Raw genomic sequence first — 15002 nt, 5'->3', positions numbered from 1 at the left:
CCGAGTCCGAGCCCGAGTCCGAGCCCGAGTCCGAGCCCGAGTCCGAGCCCGAGTCCGAGTCCGAGTCCGAGTCCGAGTCCGAGCCCGAGTCCGAGCCCGAGTCCGGCACCAGGTGCTCCGATAGCTAATGCTGACGCGTACTCGGTCGAGACTGGCAGAGTCTTGTCGATAGCGTCACCGGGTGTGATCGCGAATGACAGCGGCAGCGGCACATTGACCGTCAGAGCAGTCGCGGCCCCAAGAAATGCAAGTAGCTTCAGTCTCTCTCGATCGGGCGGTTTCAGCTACACGCCGAGACAGGGATATGTCGGTCTGGATAGTTTCACTTACAGGTTGTATTCAGGGAGTCGCGCCGGGAACACGGCGGTCGTGAGCATCAAGGTAACTGGGCCGTGTTTGGATCGAGATGGAGACGGCTATTCACCCGAGGGCAAGTCCTGTGGTCCGATTGACTGTAACGACAACGACTCACGCGTGACACTCTGCGTAACGACCAATGCATGCGTCGATAAACTCCTGGCCAGTCAGGTCAAGATAAGCTCCGCGCGCTGGGACGATGAAGAGCTCACCGTAAGTGGAGCGGGCGCGACCCGAGGCTCGACCGTGTACATTTACGATGCTGCCAATGGTCGCTTGTTCGGCACGACCCGGGTTGGGGACAGCGGAGCTTGGCGGTTGGAGAGGGACGTCGATGAGCCGGCTCCCTGTCGGGTCCGCGCAGAGATCGACGGTTTGAGCGGTCAGATGAGCGTCCAGGGCGCTCCATCTAGTTGTACGATCGGATCGGCACTGGCTTGCGGCCAACCCGAAAATGAGGCAGTAGAACGTGATGATTAGTGGGTCAAGTTGGCAAGCTGAGCCCACCGGCCATTTTTAACATAGGGTGACCAAAATGAACGTCTTGAAGATGACCATGGCATGTTTGATGGTCCTCGTATCCACCGGCATCGAAGCCCATACCTTTGGAGCGCAAAACGCGGGGTTATATGAGGGATTTTTGCACCCCTTCGGCGGGATGGATCATCTTCTTGCCATGGTCGCGGTCGGCATATGGGCCGCACAGTTAGGTGGCCGCGCTATGATTTTTGCGCCGGCCTGCTTTATCAGTGTGATGGGTGCCGCAGCCCTCCTCGGCGAAGGGGGGGCGATGCTTCCTCATCTGGAGTCCGCCATTGCCAGCACCGTGCTGATTCTGGGGCTTCTGATTGGCTTTTCAGTCAGGTTGCGGCTGGCCGTCAGTATCTTACTGGTGGCGTTATTCGCGCTGGGACACGGCTACGCACATGGCCTTGAGCTACCGCAAGCAGCCTATGCCGGCCACTACGCAGCCGGCTTAATGCTGGCAACCGCGTTACTACACAGCGCCGGTTTGCTGACGGGCCTCGTCGTAAAGCGTGGCGTGATGGGGTTCCAGTTTGGTGGGGCCTTGATTGCTCTGTCTGGCGCGTTCTTGCTTGCGGCTGCAGGAGCCTGAACTTTTAGGAAAAACTGAGCGCAGGGACGCGCGGCCGCATCATCAGTATGGCCGCTCGCGGATATGTAGCCAGAAGAGCAGTCGCGAGAGAAGCAGTTCGAGGACCAAAAAGTCGACGACGATGATGAAGATGTCACGGTCGGCGAGGTTGAGTTCGTCACGCAGTAGAAGCAATGGAAGCAGGGACTCAGGAATCTGGTCCAGTCCGAGCGCCTGACCGCTGGCCGCTATATTCAGGCGGCGTTTGATGAAACTCGATAGCAGGTCGCCCAGCATGGCGGCGGCGGCTGCCAGCAGGCCAAGGTCGGCGGGCAGGTCCACCGCCCACGCGCCAAGAGGTCCCGAGGCCAGGGCTCCGAGCGTTCCTCGCCAGGTTTTTGACGGGCCGAAAAGCGGCCTCCCGTCGAACCATGTTTTGCCCCCATCCACTGCCGCGTTCCAGCGCGCCCCGAGCAGACGCCGCAGTATGATCGGCGCTCCATTGACGAAAAACAGCAGGGCGAGCAGTTTGATGTCCAGCGTCATTCCATGTCCCTTCGTAATGAGGTTCCCGGCAGGTCGTTCCTCTGCCGTTGATGGCTTTCAGGTCAACAGTGCTGCCATGAGTCCGGTGATGAAGACGCCATCGAAGGTTCCAGCACCGCCAATGGAAGCCAAGGGTACCCCGAGGCGTCGTACGTCTTTCAACCTGAGTAAATCAGCGCCGATCAGCACACCCAGGGTGCCCGCCACGTAAGCCAGGGCGGCCCGCTGCTCGCCGCCCAGGGCCACGGCGGTCAACGCCGCGCCGATCGGGCCGACCAGAATGGGCATGCCGAACCCGAGCCCCGGCAGGGGACGGCTCAGCCAGAAACTCAGCCCTGATACCAGGGTCACGGCGAGTACCACGCTGCCGGCGGGGAGCGGGGTATGCCGCAACAAGAAAATGCTGAAAAACACCGGCACGAGGCAACCGCCCACGTTGACCGCAACCCGGGTCTCGCCCGTGTAAGGCAACTCGGGTGGTCGGAGCAGTCCCGTCATCGGGCGTGGCGGAGGGCTGCCCTCCGCTTTTGGAGTCGCCTTGAAGGTAAACAGGGGCAGGTTGATCACGCTGCCGAAGAGGGAAACTATCAGGAGCGTCAGTGCGGAATGCGGGTCCAGGCCCAGTTTGCTGAAGGTGAGCGTCATCAGCTCGAGATTGACGGCGAAGATCAGCCACAGGATGAACAGGCTCAGCAACAGCAGGTGTATGGGCGAAAACGGCGATCGCATGGTCGCTGGCTCCGTTGTTAAATAGGGTGCGTCGTGAGCGGTAAGAGGCCTTACGCGGCTTGATGCCGCGTCGCCAGAAAGCGGCTCCAGATACAGCGCAGGGAGCGAGTTAATTGCTCCGGCCTGGCACTGAACCATCCCTCCATTTCGGCGCCGCTGAACCAGGCCCCCGCGCTGATCTCTTCGGGGTTCGGGTCGATAGGCTCATCCCACTGCAAGCGATAGACCTGAATGAACTCCCATCCGGTTTCCTCGGATGCCTCCAGTTTGAAGAGCAATTCCGGCACGTGTCCCGCTTCGATATTCAGTTCCTCATGAAGTTCCCGGGCGGCGCAGGCGTCGTAGCTTTCGCCGAAATCCACGTGTCCGGCGGCGGAACTGTCCCAGAGGCCGGGATTGACATCCTTAGTTAGCGAGCGCTTCTGCAGGAAAATGTCGCCAAAGGCGTTGAAAACCAGTATGTGCACCGAGCGGTGACGGAGACCCAGCCGATGGGCGTCACCGCGCCGGCAGGGGCCGACGATTTGATCCGACGCGTCCACCTGGCATAAGAGTTCCTCGGGGTTGTCCATGGATCAGCGGGCCTCGTTACGGCTGGCGCCGCAACGGCTGCAGCGGTAAACGGTCACAAGCTTGCCCAGCTTGACGTCAAACTGTGTGTCGCGCTCTATTTCCCAGCGGTGAAATCCGCTCTTGCACAAGGTGATGCTCTTGCGTGCGCGCTTTTGTGGCTTGAAAGGCACGACATCGCCCATAGGCTAAGCCTTGTCCTCGCTCATGATGCGGCGGAAGGTTAGGTTGATGCGGGCGTCGAGCGCCGCTTGGGACTTGGGGAGGCTGTGACGCCAGTGATGCTGCAGGGTGCCGCCCATGATCAAGAGGCTGCCGTCCTGCAGGTCCAGTTCCATGGACTTGCCGCTGGCGGGTTGGCGGAGTCTGAACAGCCGCGTTGCTCCCAGGCTAAGGGAGGCTATGACCGGATTTCTGCCCAGCGCCTTTTCTTTGTCCGCGTGCCAACCCATGGAGTCGCGGCCATCCCGGTACAGATTGCCCAGCACACTATTGAATGGCAGGCGGCAAAATGCCTCGATCCTTGCCTTTATCCGCAGCAAGGATTCCGTCCAGGGTTTCGGATCGTGCATGACGCCTGAATACCGGTAACGGGCATGTTCATCGCCGTACCAGCAGACCAGACGAGGAACCCTGACCTGTCGCCCAGCGATAGTGATTGTTTCCTCCTGCCAGTCCAACTCCTTGCGCAGATCACGAAACAGATTGGCGGCAGCCTCCGCATCGATGAACGCGGGCAGGTAGTACAGTTCGCCGTCCTCCTCAATCAGGTTGGCCGATCTGTCGAAGCTCATAGCGTGGTCCAGACGTTCAGCAACCACGCGCGATGGCGCGATGGCCTATGTCGGAGCGGTAAAACATGCCTTGCCAACTGATCCCTCTGGCGAGGCGGTAAGCGCGGGCCTGTGCTTCCTGTATCGAATCTCCCAGGGCACAGGCACAGAGCACGCGGCCTCCGGAGGTGATTACATTGCCATCGCGGAACTGGGTGCCGGCGTGAAAGATTCTGGCGTCTTGCGCCTGGTCTTTCGGTAGCCCACTGATCATATCGCCATTCCGTATCGGCCCCGGGTAGCCACCGGCCGCTAGAACCACCCCGAGCGCAGGCCTGGGATCCCAAACAACCTCCGTCTGGTCCAGCCGACCTTCCAGAGCGGCTAGGCACAGGGCAATCAGGTCGCTGCGTAAGCGCATCATGATGGGCTGGGTTTCCGGGTCGCCAAAGCGGCAATTGTATTCCAGCACCTTGGCGGAACCATCGGGTCCGATCATCAGACCGGCATAGAGAAAACCGGTATAGGGTATCCCCTCGTCATGCATGCCGCGGAGCGTCGGCATGATCACTTCGGCCATGACGCGATCATGGATTGCCTGCGTGATGACAGGAGCGGGAGAATACGCGCCCATGCCACCGGTATTGGGGCCCTGGTCACCATCGTCACGGGCTTTGTGGTCCTGGGACGTAGCCATGGGTAGGGCCTGCAGACCGTTTGCCATGACGATGAAGCTGGCCTCCTCGCCCACGAGAAATTCCTCGATAACGACCCGATGCCCGGCTGCACCCAGAGTGTCGCCCTGGAGCATGTCCTCGATAGCCGCGACCGCTTCATCGACAGTTTGCGCGATCACCACGCCTTTTCCCGCGGCCAGGCCGTCGGCCTTTACTACGATAGGGGCGCCGTGTTGCCGCACGTATTCGATCGCATCCTCCGCCCGGGTGAACGTGCCGTATGCCGCTGTGGGAATGCCGTGCCGTGCCAGGAAGTCCTTGCAGAATGTCTTGGAGCCTTCCAATTGCGCGGCGGCACTTGTCGGGCCGAAACAACGCAGGCCCGCCTGGCGGAATTCATCCACGAGGCCACCGACCAGCGGGGCTTCTGGCCCCACGATGGTGAGGCCTACGCCATGCTCTTGCGCGAAATAGCGTAGGGCAATGGCGTCATCGGCGGCGATCGGCACGTTCTCGACGCCGGCTTCCAATGCCGTTCCGGCGTTGCCAGGGGCAACGAAGATCTTACCCGCAAGGGGCGACTGGGCAGCCTTCCAGGCCAGCGCATGTTCGCGGCCACCGCCGCCCACAATAAGCACGTTCATAGGGAAACCTTTGTAATTCTTTTAGGATGCCAGCCGTCGCCAGCCATGACGAGCCGAGTGATTCGACGCCCATTTTATCGCGGGAGGCGCAAAAATGTCGCCGTTAAGAGTGTTCGCTACAACGTGCCACGTCCGTCGTCAGACGGCCGCAGTGTGCGGCTTTATTGGCCGGGACAATTGTTCTGTCCGGCAGTATGGCATAAAGTATGCCGAGTTTCCTCATCGTAGAATAGGATGCCATGATTACTCAAAGTCTTAGCGAGCGCCGCCAGCAAACGAATAAACTGGTACAGGAATTGCTGGATGAGAGAAAGGAAGTTTGGTCCGTCTACAGCCATATTGCCGAGATGCAGCCTTTCCAGGCGGAGCAACCCTTGGAGATCCTAGTCCAGCAATTCTGCCAAGTACTGATCGACTATGTCTCCTTGGCGCACTTTGGAATCTTTCAGCGCCTGGGCGATGGAAGTGAGCGCCGCCAGCGTGTTCTTGAAGTGGCGGAGAAAATTTATCCTCGCCTTTCGGCGGCTACGGAGGCGGCGGTGCAGTTCAACGACACCTATGAAAGGGTCGAGGGCGACACCTTGCGCAGAACATTGGCTCAGGACCTGTCCAAGTTGGGGGAAGAATTGGCGGCCCGGTTTGAGCTGGAAGACCAGTTGATTCGGAGCCTGATGGCCTGAAGTGGACGGCAACTTGTGAATTTTTGCAGTCACTGTGGATCCCCTGTGCGTGTAGGGGTGCCTGAGGGTGACGATAGGCCGCGGCATATTTGCGATGCCTGTGGAGCCATCCATTACCACAACCCGAAGATCATTGCCGGCTGCATTCCGGTCTGGGGGGATCACGTGCTGCTCTGCCGCCGGGCCATCGAGCCCCGCAAAGGTTTGTGGACCCTGCCCGCGGGTTTCATGGAACAGGGCGAGACCCTGAGTCACGCGGCCATGCGCGAGGCCTTCGAGGAAGCAAACGTGGAAGTGGAGATTACTGGGCTGCAGAGCCTTTTCAGCTTGCCGCACATCTCCCAAGTCTACGTGTTTTATCACGCCCGGATGGTGGCAAAGCGGTTTTCACCCGGCGCGGAAAGTCTGGACACGCGGCTGTTTCTGGAGGCTGAGGTTCCATGGAATGAAATTGCATTCGAGACCGTGCGGCGGTCTCTCAGGTATTTTTTCGCTGACCGCCGCAATGGGGTTTTCAACCTGCATACCGAAGATGTGGTGCCGGAGGCGCACCGCATTCCGGGCGAGTGCTGAATGCGGCTCACCGGATTTTGAACCTAATTACTAGATCATCAATCCCAGAACTTTAACTAACTCAATGCTGAGGTTCTTACCTATGACGTCAAGGACATTCCCGGCAGCCATGGCGGCCGCGTTGTTGCTCTTTCTGGCTACCGATACGGCGTTGGCAGCGCCGAAGTGTCAGGGGCGCGAAGCTACAGTCACCGGTGTGACCGGGACGGAAGGCGACGATGTGATCATCGGCACCAGCAAGCGTGATTCCATCAATGGAAACGGTGGTAATGACCTGATCTGCGGGCAGGGTGGTAATGACTCCATCAGCGGCGGTGCCGGTAATGACCAAATCTATGGCGATAACGGTGACGACACGATCGACGGTGGCGACGGTGATGACTTCATTTCCGGAGATAACGGGATCGATGTGATTAATGGAGGCCTGGGCAACGATCAACTGAAGGGAAAAAACGGCAATGACTTCATCTATGGTGACGAAGGCAACGATTCCATAGCCGGGGGCAATGGAAAAGACTCCATAGACGGTGACGGCGGCAATGACGTATTGAGTGGAAATAACGGCGCCGATTCAGTTGTGGGGAGTGCCGGCAGTGACCGGATTTTCGGCAATGCAGGGAATGACAAGTTGTTCATCAGTTCCGACGATATCGAGGTCGATGGCGGCAAGGGCAAGAACACCTGTTTTGGCACCATCCCGCTGGTCTATCAGAATTGCCAGTTGACACCCTAGGCCTGTCCGAAACTTCGGAATAAACCTGCTTTTCCGGGGCAGACGGGCAGCCATCTTTAATCTTTGCAATAGGGATATTCCAATTTGACCGATAGTGCAGAATGAACTTTGAGCAATTCTTTTCCATGGGCGGCTACGCCTTCTATGTCTGGACGTCCTATGGCCTGGTATTCGCCATGCTGGTTTTCAATCTAGTCTTGCCTTGGCGCCGCAAGTCCGAGGTGCGAGACAGCATCCGACGCATGCTGAAACAGACACGAGGCCGCTCATGACGCCACGGCAAAAACGCATGTCCCTGGTCGGGTTGATGGTGGCAGGTGTTGCGGTGGCGGCTTTTTTGGGGCTTACCGCGTTTCAGAAGAACCTGCTGTACTTCTATACGCCCTCCCAGGTTGCCGCCGGAGAGGCGCCAAAAGGCTATCCCTTTCGCGTGGGCGGCTTGGTGGTGGCGGGCAGCGTCAAACGTTCCGAGGGGGTCACGGTCCATTTCAGCGTAACCGACGGAACGGCGACCGTGCCGGTGGTCTACAGCGGCATTTTGCCGGACCTGTTCCGCGAGGGACAGGGCATCATTTCCATCGGGCAGATGGACGAAAGCGGTGTATTCACCGCCTCTGAAGTCTTGGCCAAACATGATGAAAACTACATGCCGCCGGAAGTTGGCGAGGCGCTGAAAAAGAGCGGCCAGATGCCCACGAGTTACAAGGACTACCAGAAATGATCGCGGAACTGGGACATATCGCGTTGATCATGGCCTTCATGATGGCGCTGCTGCAGGTCGTGTTTCCTCTGATGGGGGCTGAGAAGGGCGTGCCGATCTGGATGGCAGTTGCGCGGCCGGCGGGGCGGGCCCAGTTCCTGTTTCTAGCGGCATCCATGTTTTGTCTGGCCTTGAGCTTCGTGAACAACGATTTCTCCGTGGCCTACGTAGCGCGCAATTCCAACAGCGCGCTGCCTCTCTATTACCGCATCTCCGCGGTGTGGGGTGCACACGAGGGTTCCATGTTGCTGTGGGCCTTCATCCTGGGGCTTTGGACTTTCGCTGTGACCTTGTTCAGCCGCAGCCTTACCGAGGAGATGCTGGCCCGTGTCTTGGGTGTCATGGGGCTGGTGAGTATCGGCATCCAGTTGTTCATTCTGCTGACCTCCAATCCGTTTGAGCGGGTCGTTCCCGCGCCCGTTGAGGGCAATGACCTGAATCCGCTGCTGCAGGACTTCGGCATGACCATCCATCCGCCCATGCTGTACATGGGCTACGTGGGTTTGAGCGTGGCCTTCAGCTTTGCCATCGCGGCCTTGCTGGGAGGTTCCCTGGATTCAGCTTGGGCCCGCTGGTCGCGCCCCTGGACCCTGGTGGCCTGGGTGTTTCTGACTTTCGGCATCACCCTGGGGTCATGGTGGGCATACTACGAACTGGGATGGGGGGGCTGGTGGTTCTGGGATCCAGTGGAAAACGCTTCCTTCATGCCCTGGCTGGTGGCGACGGCCTTGCTGCATTCCCTGGCGGTGACGGAGAAGCGAGGCGCTTTCAAGGCTTGGACGGTGCTGTTGGCCCTGTTCGCGTTTTCGCTGAGCCTGCTGGGGACTTTCCTGGTTCGCTCCGGTGTCTTGACGTCAGTGCATGCCTTCGCGTCGGATCCGGCTCGCGGCCTGTTCATACTGATCTTCCTGGCCATCGTTGTGGGCGGCTCCCTGCTGCTGTACGCCCTCCGCGTGCCCACCGTGCGAGACAACGCACATTATGAATTGGTTTCACGGGAGAACCTGCTGCTGCTCAACAACATCCTGCTGGTCACGGCGGCGGGGAGCATACTCCTGGGGACACTGTACCCGCTGATTCTGGATGCGCTCAAGCTGGGCAAGATTTCCGTGGGCCCACCTTATTTTACGGCTGTCTTCGCGCCAGTGATGGCTCCCATATTCCTTCTGGCTGGCGTGGCACCCATGGTGCCTTGGCGCAGCGGCAGCGTGAGAGCGCTATTTCAGCGGGTGCGCTATCTGCTCGATTTCAGCCTGATGCTCGGATGGGGCCTGGTTTGGCTATGGCTCGACGAGGACGATTACGCCACTATGGCAGGCTTGGGCATGGCCATCTGGCTGGCGAGTACCCAATTACTCTCGTTGTATGGCCGTGTTCGAACCCGCGACTCCTTGCTGGCCGGTTTTCGCGCTCAGTCGCCGAGTGTTTACGGCATGACTGCCGCGCATCTGGGCGCTGCGGTGTTTCTGGTGGGTGTGGTCATGTCCAACCATTACAGCCAGGAAAAGGTTGTGCGACTGGCGCCTGGGGATTCGGCCGAACTTGGGGCCTACACGTTCAGGTTCGAGGGCATTTCCGATGTCACAGGCCCGAATTACCGTGCGAAGGAAGGTCGCTTCACGGTGCTAAAGAATGGGGCCGTCGACGACGAACTGAAGCCGCAGAAGCGCTTCTATCGGGTCCAGCGCAACACCATGACCGAGGCGGCCATAGACCCCGGCTGGTTCCGCGACCTCTACGTCGCCATGGGCGAGCAACTTGATCAGGGGGCATGGAGCGTGCGGGTGTATTACAAGCCTTTCATGCGTTGGGTATGGCTGGGCGGCCTGTTCATGGTGGCCGGCGGCTTGCTTTCGGCAAGCGACAGGCGGTACCGATTGATGGTTCGCCGCGTGGAAACCGTGCGGGACAATACGCTCGAGGCCGGGGCGGCGGCGCGGTAGGGATTACTTGCAAAAGCGCGGTAAATGGACGACTTTTATCCTCTTGAGGCTATTCAATGCGGAAATCAGTCGTCTTTAATGTCAATCAGGACTAAAGGAGTGCCACCATGCTAGTCAAGACAGCGGTTTTTGGGGAACAGGTCGTCGATCCGAGTACTGCCATCCAGTTTCCGCGCGGTTTGCCAGGATTCGAGGAATGCAAGCAATTCAAGCTGTTTCACCAGGAGGGCAGCAACCCCGTGGTCTATTGGCTGCAGTCGTTGGATCAGCCGGATGTGATGTTTTCTGTCGCCGATCCCACGGTTTTCGGCATCAATTTTGACTTTGTCCTGACTGACGAAGAGGAAGGCTTGATCGGTCCTGCATCGCCCGAGGATATCCTGCTGCTCATCCTGCTATACCGTGAGGACACGGCCAGTGAGCAGGGCTCCGCTGCGGTCAAGGGCTCGTTCAAGTCTCCCCTGGTCATCAACGTCAAAAGCCTGAAAGGGCTGCAGAAGGTGCTGGGCGACATCGAGCCCACCATCACCGTGCGCGAAAAATCTAGTTCCATCGAATTCAAGGTGCGCTGAGGCCCGACCCATTTCATCATGCGCTTTCTCATACCCCTATTCGTTTTCCTAGGTCTTGTCGTTTTTCTGGGTATAGGGCTGACCCTGGATCCCCGGGAGGTTCCGTCTCCTTTCATCGGCAAGCCGGCCCCGACATTTTCGCTGCCCCAGGTGGGTGACCCTGCCAGGACGCTGGGCACTCAGGATTTCAAGGGGCAGGTGAGTCTGCTCAATGTCTGGGCTTCGTGGTGCGTCTCCTGCCGGCAGGAGCATCCCCTGCTGGTGAGCCTCTCGAAGCGCAACATCGTCCCCGTGTATGGCCTGGACTACAAGGATGAGCGGGATGCGGCTCTAGGGTGGTTGAGCAAGCTGGGTAATCCCTACGTCGCCAGCGCCTTCGATGAGGATGGACGGGTCGCCATTGATTTTGGTGTCTACGGAGTGCCCGAGACCTTTGTCATCGACAAGCAGGGAATCATACGCTACAAGCTCACCGGCCCTTTGACCGAGGAGGTCTTGGAGAAAACCCTGCTGCCGCTCATCCGTAACCTGCAGCAGGAAGGGGCGGCATCGTGAGGATCTGGTTAACGCTTGTGGCGCTGTGCGCCGCGCTGTCGGCGCATGCCACGGAGATCCGGCAGTTCGATGACCCCGCCAAGCAGCAGCGCTATGAGAATCTCATCAAGGAATTGCGCTGCCTGGTTTGCCAGAACCAGTCTCTGGCTGACTCCGATGCGGACTTGGCTAAGGACCTGCGCGATGAGGTCTACGGCATCATTCAGGGCGGTAAAAGCGAAAGTGAGGCCGCCCAGTTTCTGGTGGATCGCTATGGCGATTTCGTCCTTTATCGCCCGCCCTTGAAAGCCAATACAACCCTGCTCTGGGTCGGGCCTTTCATTCTCCTCGCTGTTGGTATCGTTTTCCTGATCCGGCAGGCAAGGCGCCGAAGCCAGCTGCGCGCGCATGAGGCTGCTCCACTTTCTGACGAGGAAAGCAGGCGCCTGCAGGAACTCAAGAACAAGATCGAAGGTTAGACTTCCATGCTCGCATTTTGGATTGTGGCGGCCCTGCTGCTAGCGGTTGCCTATGCTCTGTTTGTTCCCGCTCTGCGCGGGAGGGTGATGAGCGAGGCCGTGAACCGTCAGAGGCTCAATCTCGAGCTGCACCGGCAACGGCGGGAAGAGATTCTGGGTGATACCGGGGAGGATGCTGCAGGCCTGGAGGCCGAACTGGACCGCGAGTTGCTGAGTGATCTGGCGCTGGCGGAGTCACCGGCTAAAACCTCCAGCACCAGTGGCCGGGGTGTTTTCCTGGTTGCCCTGGCGATCGTGCCTGTGGTTGCCTACGTCCTCTATTCGCAGTTGGGGCGACCCGATCTGTCCGATTTCAGCGCCGCTCCGCAAGCCAATGCCGAGGCGCAAGGGATGGCGGCTGAACTGGAGGTCATGGTGGAGCGGCTCGCCCAGCGCCTGGAAAAAGAGCCCAATGATCTCAAGGGCTGGCTATTGCTGGCCCGTTCTTATGGCCAGATCGAGCAATACGATAAGGCGGTGGCAGCCTATGAGCGTGCTCTTGCGCTCGATCCGAAGAGCCTGGATATTAAAGGCTATTACGCGGAAGCCCTGGCGCAGGCCAACGGCGGCACCTTCAAGGGCCGGCCAGCGGAAATGGCTGACGAGATTCTGGCGGTCGACCCTCAGCACCGCAACGGACTCTGGGTAGCCGCGGCGGCGGCATCGGAGCGGGGTGAGACTGACAAGGCCCTCGCCTACCTGGAAAAACTGAAGTCGCAGTTTCCTGCTGGCAGTGAAGACGGCCAATTCGTGGCTGGTGTCATCGCCAAGCTGAAAGGTGCTCCCGCCGAGACGGAGAACCAGGCCGAGGCAAGCGCGCCGGATGCCGGTCAGCCGCAGAAAACGATCCAGGTTAAAGTGAGCTTGGCGCCTGCTCTTAAATCCAAGGCGGCGCCTGGGGACACCGTGTTCGTCTTCGCCCGCGCCGCCAGCGGCCCGCCCATGCCCCTGGCTATCGCCAAGCGTCAGGTCAGCGAATTACCCCTGGAGGTCACTCTGGACGACACCATGGGCATGGTGCAGGGCATGAACATTTCCGCTTTCGAGGAACTGGTCATCGGCGCGCGCGTCTCCAAGACTGGGAAGGCCTTGCCGGCACCCGGCGATTTGCAGGGTCTTAACCCGCCCACGAAAGTTGAGAACGGCAAGACCTATTCCGTGGAGATTGGCGAAGAAGTTCGCTGAGGCTGGCTAGCTACAAATGGTGCTACGCGCGCAAGACGCGTATGGCGCGCTTTCAGACGCTGGCTCCGATCAGGCTCCGTTCCGCCAATTCCCTTAGCATTGCAGCGCCATGCGGCAGCAAGTGCGTCGCATCGGCGTGCCCGAGTTCGCGGGCGATGACGGCGAGGCAGTCGGTCGCTTCGATGGGGCCTTCATCGCGCAACAGGGTGAGCAGTCGATGGGTGACCGGATTGGTTTCGAGAAACCGCACGGCGTCCTCGCGATCGCGGTAAACCGCCACACACGTCGGGATTTCAGGCGCTTCCTGCGGCTGGAAGTCTGTTCCGATGCGATGCACCGGGAAATGGTAGGCCAATGGCCAGGCGAGCGGCGAGAGCACCCAGGATTTCGACAATGGGTCGTCCAAAGCCTCTGGCACCAGTGTGGGAGGTTCACCTTCGGCGATGGCCAGCGCCAGTTCCACCCATTCGTAATGGGCGAGCTCGGTCAAAAAGGGCGGGTCGGTTTCAGCGGGCTTCCGTTCGTTCTGCAGGTAATCCAAAAATTCTTCGGGGATCCCTGAGAATAACGGTGTCGTGCACCGGTGGCGGGCAAAGAAATCACCCACCAGTGAGTTCCACGTGTCGTAGTCCAACAGGCTACGCAGGACCGGAAAGCCGTTTTCCAGGAAGCTGTAAACATTGTTGTAGAACAGTTCCCGGTACATGCGCATGCGTTCCGGCTTGACGCCGGCGGGAATCGGCTGGGTTGCGGGATCGCGGATGTAGGCGGCAAACGCAAACTGCGTCGCCTGGAACGCTGGACGCCGGTCAGGCATAACGCCGCTGAGGAACGTGCTGGGCCTGCGTGGTCCGAATGGCCTCCACCTCATCGAGCAGTTCCGACAGGGGCGGAATGTTGAAGTCGCGCTCGAGCAAGGTGGGAAAGACGCCGAAACGGCCATAGGCTTGGTCGAGCAGGCGCCAGACCGGATCGATGACTGTTGCGCCGTGGGTGTCCACCAGGAAATCCGGGGCTTCCACGTAATGTCCCGCCATGTGCGCATAAACGATGCGTTCGTGCGGAATCCGCCCGAGAAACTCGGCCGCGTCGTAGCCGTGGTTGACGCTGTTGACGTAGATGTTGTTGAGGTCCAGCAGCAGGTCGCAATCGGCTTCCGCCAGAACGGCGTTGATAAATTCGATCTCCGGCATTTCCTGTCCGGGTGCCGCGTAGTAGGAGATGTTTTCCACGGCGATGCGCCGTTCGAGGATGTCCTGGGTGCGGCGTATGCGCCCTGCCACATGGCTTACGGCATCGGCCGTGAAGGGCATGGGCATGAGGTCGTACAGCAAGCCGTCATCCCCGCAGTAGCTCAGATGTTCGCTGTAGAGGGCGATTCCGTGCGTCTCCAGAAAATCTTTCAGTTCCCGGAGAAAAGCCTCGTCCAAGGGCGCTGGCCCGCCCAGGGACAAGGAAAGGCCGTGACAGACGAAGGGAACGCGTTCGGTGAGGGAGCGGAACAACTTGCCAAGTCGGCCCCCCAGTCGAATCCAGTTCTCCGGCGCCACTTCATAGAAATCCACGGCCGGCGGAGCAGTGACCACCTCGTCGATGAAAGCCCGCCGAAGACCGAGCCCCGCGCCTGCGATCATAGCCTTGGCCATTGTCGGTTGCGCCTGAACTAATCAGGCTGGCGGGGCCAGCCTGATTGCAGGGAAGCTGCTTAGGGCGCGGTCGGCGCGGCGCTGGGGGCGGCGCCGCCTTCCATCTTCATGCCGGCGCACTTGCCTTCCATCGCCTTCTGCTCCTGCGCCTTTTGTTCGGTCTTCATGCCGGCGCCGCACTTCATCTCCGGTTTCTTCATCATTTCAGCGCCGCACTTGCCTTCGCCACAGGTGCTCTCCTTCTGTTCCTTGGCCGCTTCGGCCACCTGAGCATAACCGCTGGACATTTCCTTCAGCGCGAACGGATTTTCCGTGGCGTGGGCAGCGGCCGCGGACAGGGACCCGACCAGGGTCGCGCCGATGATGGTGGCCAAAGATTTGTTTTCGTTCTTGCTCATCGCTCGTGGTTCCTCATGGGTTGTATTGCAGTGTTGCGCAGGGACGCGCCCTGGTCCAGCCTTAGACC

At 59.6% G+C, this 15002-nt stretch carries 21 protein-coding genes; 12 read left to right on the top strand and 9 right to left on the bottom strand.

Annotation, left to right across the window (positions count from 1 at the left end; translation table 11 throughout):
- Positions 1-120: 120 nt before the first annotated feature.
- Positions 121-837, top strand: a complete 717-nt coding sequence (locus EK23_RS24700; protein ID WP_499842561.1) for an Ig-like domain-containing protein — start codon at positions 121-123, stop codon at positions 835-837.
- A gap of 55 nt (positions 838-892) precedes the next feature.
- Complete coding sequence (locus tag EK23_RS12265; RefSeq protein ID WP_052808147.1) at positions 893-1474, top strand: HupE/UreJ family protein; 582 nt, start codon at positions 893-895, stop codon at positions 1472-1474.
- A 42-nt stretch (positions 1475-1516) separates the two neighbouring features.
- Here the strand turns inward: EK23_RS12265 and EK23_RS12260 are convergent, their stop codons facing one another.
- Genes EK23_RS12260 through purD form a run of 6 tightly spaced genes read right to left on the bottom strand, consistent with a single transcriptional unit; the run spans position 1517 to position 5392 of the window.
- Positions 1517-1999 carry a CDP-archaeol synthase gene (locus EK23_RS12260; protein ID WP_045225660.1) on the bottom strand — a complete coding sequence of 161 codons (483 nt, stop codon included), beginning with the start codon at positions 1997-1999 and terminating at the stop codon, positions 1517-1519.
- Positions 2000-2056: 57 nt separating this feature from the next.
- On the bottom strand, positions 2057-2728 hold the full coding sequence (locus EK23_RS12255) for a DUF1614 domain-containing protein (RefSeq protein WP_045225659.1): 672 nt from the start codon (positions 2726-2728) through the stop codon (positions 2057-2059).
- Positions 2729-2778: 50 nt separating this feature from the next.
- Positions 2779-3300, bottom strand: coding sequence for an NUDIX hydrolase (locus EK23_RS12250; RefSeq protein WP_045225658.1), 522 nt, complete (start codon positions 3298-3300; stop codon positions 2779-2781).
- A gap of 3 nt (positions 3301-3303) precedes the next feature.
- On the bottom strand, positions 3304-3483 hold the full coding sequence (locus tag EK23_RS12245) for a hypothetical protein (RefSeq protein WP_045225657.1): 180 nt from the start codon (positions 3481-3483) through the stop codon (positions 3304-3306).
- A gap of 3 nt (positions 3484-3486) precedes the next feature.
- Entirely contained in the window at positions 3487-4092 is a 606-nt protein-coding gene (locus EK23_RS12240; protein WP_045225656.1) for an alpha-ketoglutarate-dependent dioxygenase AlkB family protein, read from the bottom strand.
- A 16-nt stretch (positions 4093-4108) separates the two neighbouring features.
- Complete coding sequence (gene purD / locus EK23_RS12235) at positions 4109-5392, bottom strand: phosphoribosylamine--glycine ligase (RefSeq protein WP_045225655.1); 1284 nt, start codon at positions 5390-5392, stop codon at positions 4109-4111.
- Between the two features lie 239 nt (positions 5393-5631).
- On the opposite strand from purD, the gene EK23_RS12230 reads away from it, so the two are divergent.
- From EK23_RS12230 to ccmI, 10 genes are all read left to right on the top strand, one after another.
- Positions 5632-6072: an Rsd/AlgQ family anti-sigma factor gene (locus tag EK23_RS12230; protein WP_045225654.1), complete on the top strand. Its 441-nt coding sequence runs from the start codon at positions 5632-5634 to the stop codon at positions 6070-6072.
- Positions 6073-6087: 15 nt separating this feature from the next.
- Complete coding sequence (locus EK23_RS12225; RefSeq protein ID WP_045225653.1) at positions 6088-6645, top strand: NUDIX hydrolase; 558 nt, start codon at positions 6088-6090, stop codon at positions 6643-6645.
- Positions 6646-6754: 109 nt separating this feature from the next.
- Entirely contained in the window at positions 6755-7378 is a 624-nt protein-coding gene (locus tag EK23_RS12220; protein WP_052808146.1) for a calcium-binding protein, read from the top strand.
- Between the two features lie 101 nt (positions 7379-7479).
- The gene (gene ccmD, locus EK23_RS12215; protein ID WP_045225652.1) at positions 7480-7650 is read left to right on the top strand and encodes a heme exporter protein CcmD; all 171 of its coding nucleotides are present in this window, start codon (positions 7480-7482) and stop codon (positions 7648-7650) included.
- Complete coding sequence (gene ccmE / locus EK23_RS12210) at positions 7647-8099, top strand: cytochrome c maturation protein CcmE (protein WP_045225651.1); 453 nt, start codon at positions 7647-7649, stop codon at positions 8097-8099. Before ccmD ends, ccmE begins: the two co-directional genes overlap by 4 nt.
- The gene (locus EK23_RS12205) at positions 8096-10081 is read left to right on the top strand and encodes a heme lyase CcmF/NrfE family subunit (RefSeq protein ID WP_045225650.1); all 1986 of its coding nucleotides are present in this window, start codon (positions 8096-8098) and stop codon (positions 10079-10081) included. Before ccmE ends, EK23_RS12205 begins: the two co-directional genes overlap by 4 nt.
- 107 nt (positions 10082-10188) lie before the next feature.
- Positions 10189-10653 (top strand): flagellar assembly protein FliW, encoded by a 465-nt coding sequence (gene fliW, locus EK23_RS12200; RefSeq protein WP_045225649.1) that lies wholly within the window; start codon positions 10189-10191, stop codon positions 10651-10653.
- Between the two features lie 18 nt (positions 10654-10671).
- Positions 10672-11208 (top strand): DsbE family thiol:disulfide interchange protein, encoded by a 537-nt coding sequence (locus EK23_RS12195; protein WP_200892150.1) that lies wholly within the window; start codon positions 10672-10674, stop codon positions 11206-11208.
- Complete coding sequence (locus EK23_RS12190) at positions 11205-11666, top strand: cytochrome c-type biogenesis protein (protein ID WP_235282032.1); 462 nt, start codon at positions 11205-11207, stop codon at positions 11664-11666. Before EK23_RS12195 ends, EK23_RS12190 begins: the two co-directional genes overlap by 4 nt.
- A gap of 6 nt (positions 11667-11672) precedes the next feature.
- Positions 11673-12890, top strand: coding sequence for a c-type cytochrome biogenesis protein CcmI (ccmI, locus tag EK23_RS12185; protein WP_045225646.1), 1218 nt, complete (start codon positions 11673-11675; stop codon positions 12888-12890).
- Positions 12891-12942: 52 nt separating this feature from the next.
- Here the strand turns inward: ccmI and EK23_RS12180 are convergent, their stop codons facing one another.
- Genes EK23_RS12180 through EK23_RS12170 form a run of 3 tightly spaced genes read right to left on the bottom strand, consistent with a single transcriptional unit; the run spans position 12943 to position 14910 of the window.
- On the bottom strand, positions 12943-13707 hold the full coding sequence (locus tag EK23_RS12180; protein WP_045225645.1) for an HvfC family RiPP maturation protein: 765 nt from the start codon (positions 13705-13707) through the stop codon (positions 12943-12945).
- Positions 13700-14536 (bottom strand): HvfB family MNIO-type RiPP peptide maturase, encoded by an 837-nt coding sequence (locus EK23_RS12175; RefSeq protein ID WP_045225644.1) that lies wholly within the window; start codon positions 14534-14536, stop codon positions 13700-13702. The genes EK23_RS12180 and EK23_RS12175 overlap by 8 nt, the downstream gene beginning before the upstream one ends.
- A gap of 59 nt (positions 14537-14595) precedes the next feature.
- The gene (locus EK23_RS12170) at positions 14596-14910 is read right to left on the bottom strand and encodes an HvfA family oxazolone/thioamide-modified RiPP metallophore (protein ID WP_235282030.1); all 315 of its coding nucleotides are present in this window, start codon (positions 14908-14910) and stop codon (positions 14596-14598) included.
- Positions 14911-15002: the final 92 nt, after the last annotated feature.

The sequence above is a fragment of the Methyloterricola oryzae genome, assembly GCF_000934725.1.
GTDB lineage: Bacteria > Pseudomonadota > Gammaproteobacteria > Methylococcales > Methylococcaceae > Methyloterricola > Methyloterricola oryzae.
This window is presented reverse-complemented; position numbering and strand designations above follow the sequence as displayed.

Coding starts and splice junctions, on each gene's coding strand:
- EK23_RS12250 (WP_045225658.1), bottom strand. CDS start 3,300: ATGGACAACCCCGAGGAACTCTTATGCCAGGTGGACGCGTCGGATCAA.
- EK23_RS12260 (WP_045225660.1), bottom strand. CDS start 1,999: ATGACGCTGGACATCAAACTGCTCGCCCTGCTGTTTTTCGTCAATGGA.
- EK23_RS12245 (WP_045225657.1), bottom strand. CDS start 3,483: ATGGGCGATGTCGTGCCTTTCAAGCCACAAAAGCGCGCACGCAAGAGC.
- fliW (WP_045225649.1), top strand. CDS start 10,189: ATGCTAGTCAAGACAGCGGTTTTTGGGGAACAGGTCGTCGATCCGAGT.
- EK23_RS12265 (WP_052808147.1), top strand. CDS start 893: ATGAACGTCTTGAAGATGACCATGGCATGTTTGATGGTCCTCGTATCC.
- ccmE (WP_045225651.1), top strand. CDS start 7,647: ATGACGCCACGGCAAAAACGCATGTCCCTGGTCGGGTTGATGGTGGCA.
- EK23_RS12195 (WP_200892150.1), top strand. CDS start 10,672: ATGCGCTTTCTCATACCCCTATTCGTTTTCCTAGGTCTTGTCGTTTTT.
- ccmD (WP_045225652.1), top strand. CDS start 7,480: ATGAACTTTGAGCAATTCTTTTCCATGGGCGGCTACGCCTTCTATGTC.
- EK23_RS12255 (WP_045225659.1), bottom strand. CDS start 2,728: ATGCGATCGCCGTTTTCGCCCATACACCTGCTGTTGCTGAGCCTGTTC.
- EK23_RS12175 (WP_045225644.1), bottom strand. CDS start 14,536: ATGGCCAAGGCTATGATCGCAGGCGCGGGGCTCGGTCTTCGGCGGGCT.
- EK23_RS12205 (WP_045225650.1), top strand. CDS start 8,096: ATGATCGCGGAACTGGGACATATCGCGTTGATCATGGCCTTCATGATG.
- purD (WP_045225655.1), bottom strand. CDS start 5,392: ATGAACGTGCTTATTGTGGGCGGCGGTGGCCGCGAACATGCGCTGGCC.
- ccmI (WP_045225646.1), top strand. CDS start 11,673: ATGCTCGCATTTTGGATTGTGGCGGCCCTGCTGCTAGCGGTTGCCTAT.
- EK23_RS12220 (WP_052808146.1), top strand. CDS start 6,755: ATGGCGGCCGCGTTGTTGCTCTTTCTGGCTACCGATACGGCGTTGGCA.
- EK23_RS12240 (WP_045225656.1), bottom strand. CDS start 4,092: ATGAGCTTCGACAGATCGGCCAACCTGATTGAGGAGGACGGCGAACTG.
- EK23_RS12230 (WP_045225654.1), top strand. CDS start 5,632: ATGATTACTCAAAGTCTTAGCGAGCGCCGCCAGCAAACGAATAAACTG.
- EK23_RS12180 (WP_045225645.1), bottom strand. CDS start 13,707: ATGCCTGACCGGCGTCCAGCGTTCCAGGCGACGCAGTTTGCGTTTGCC.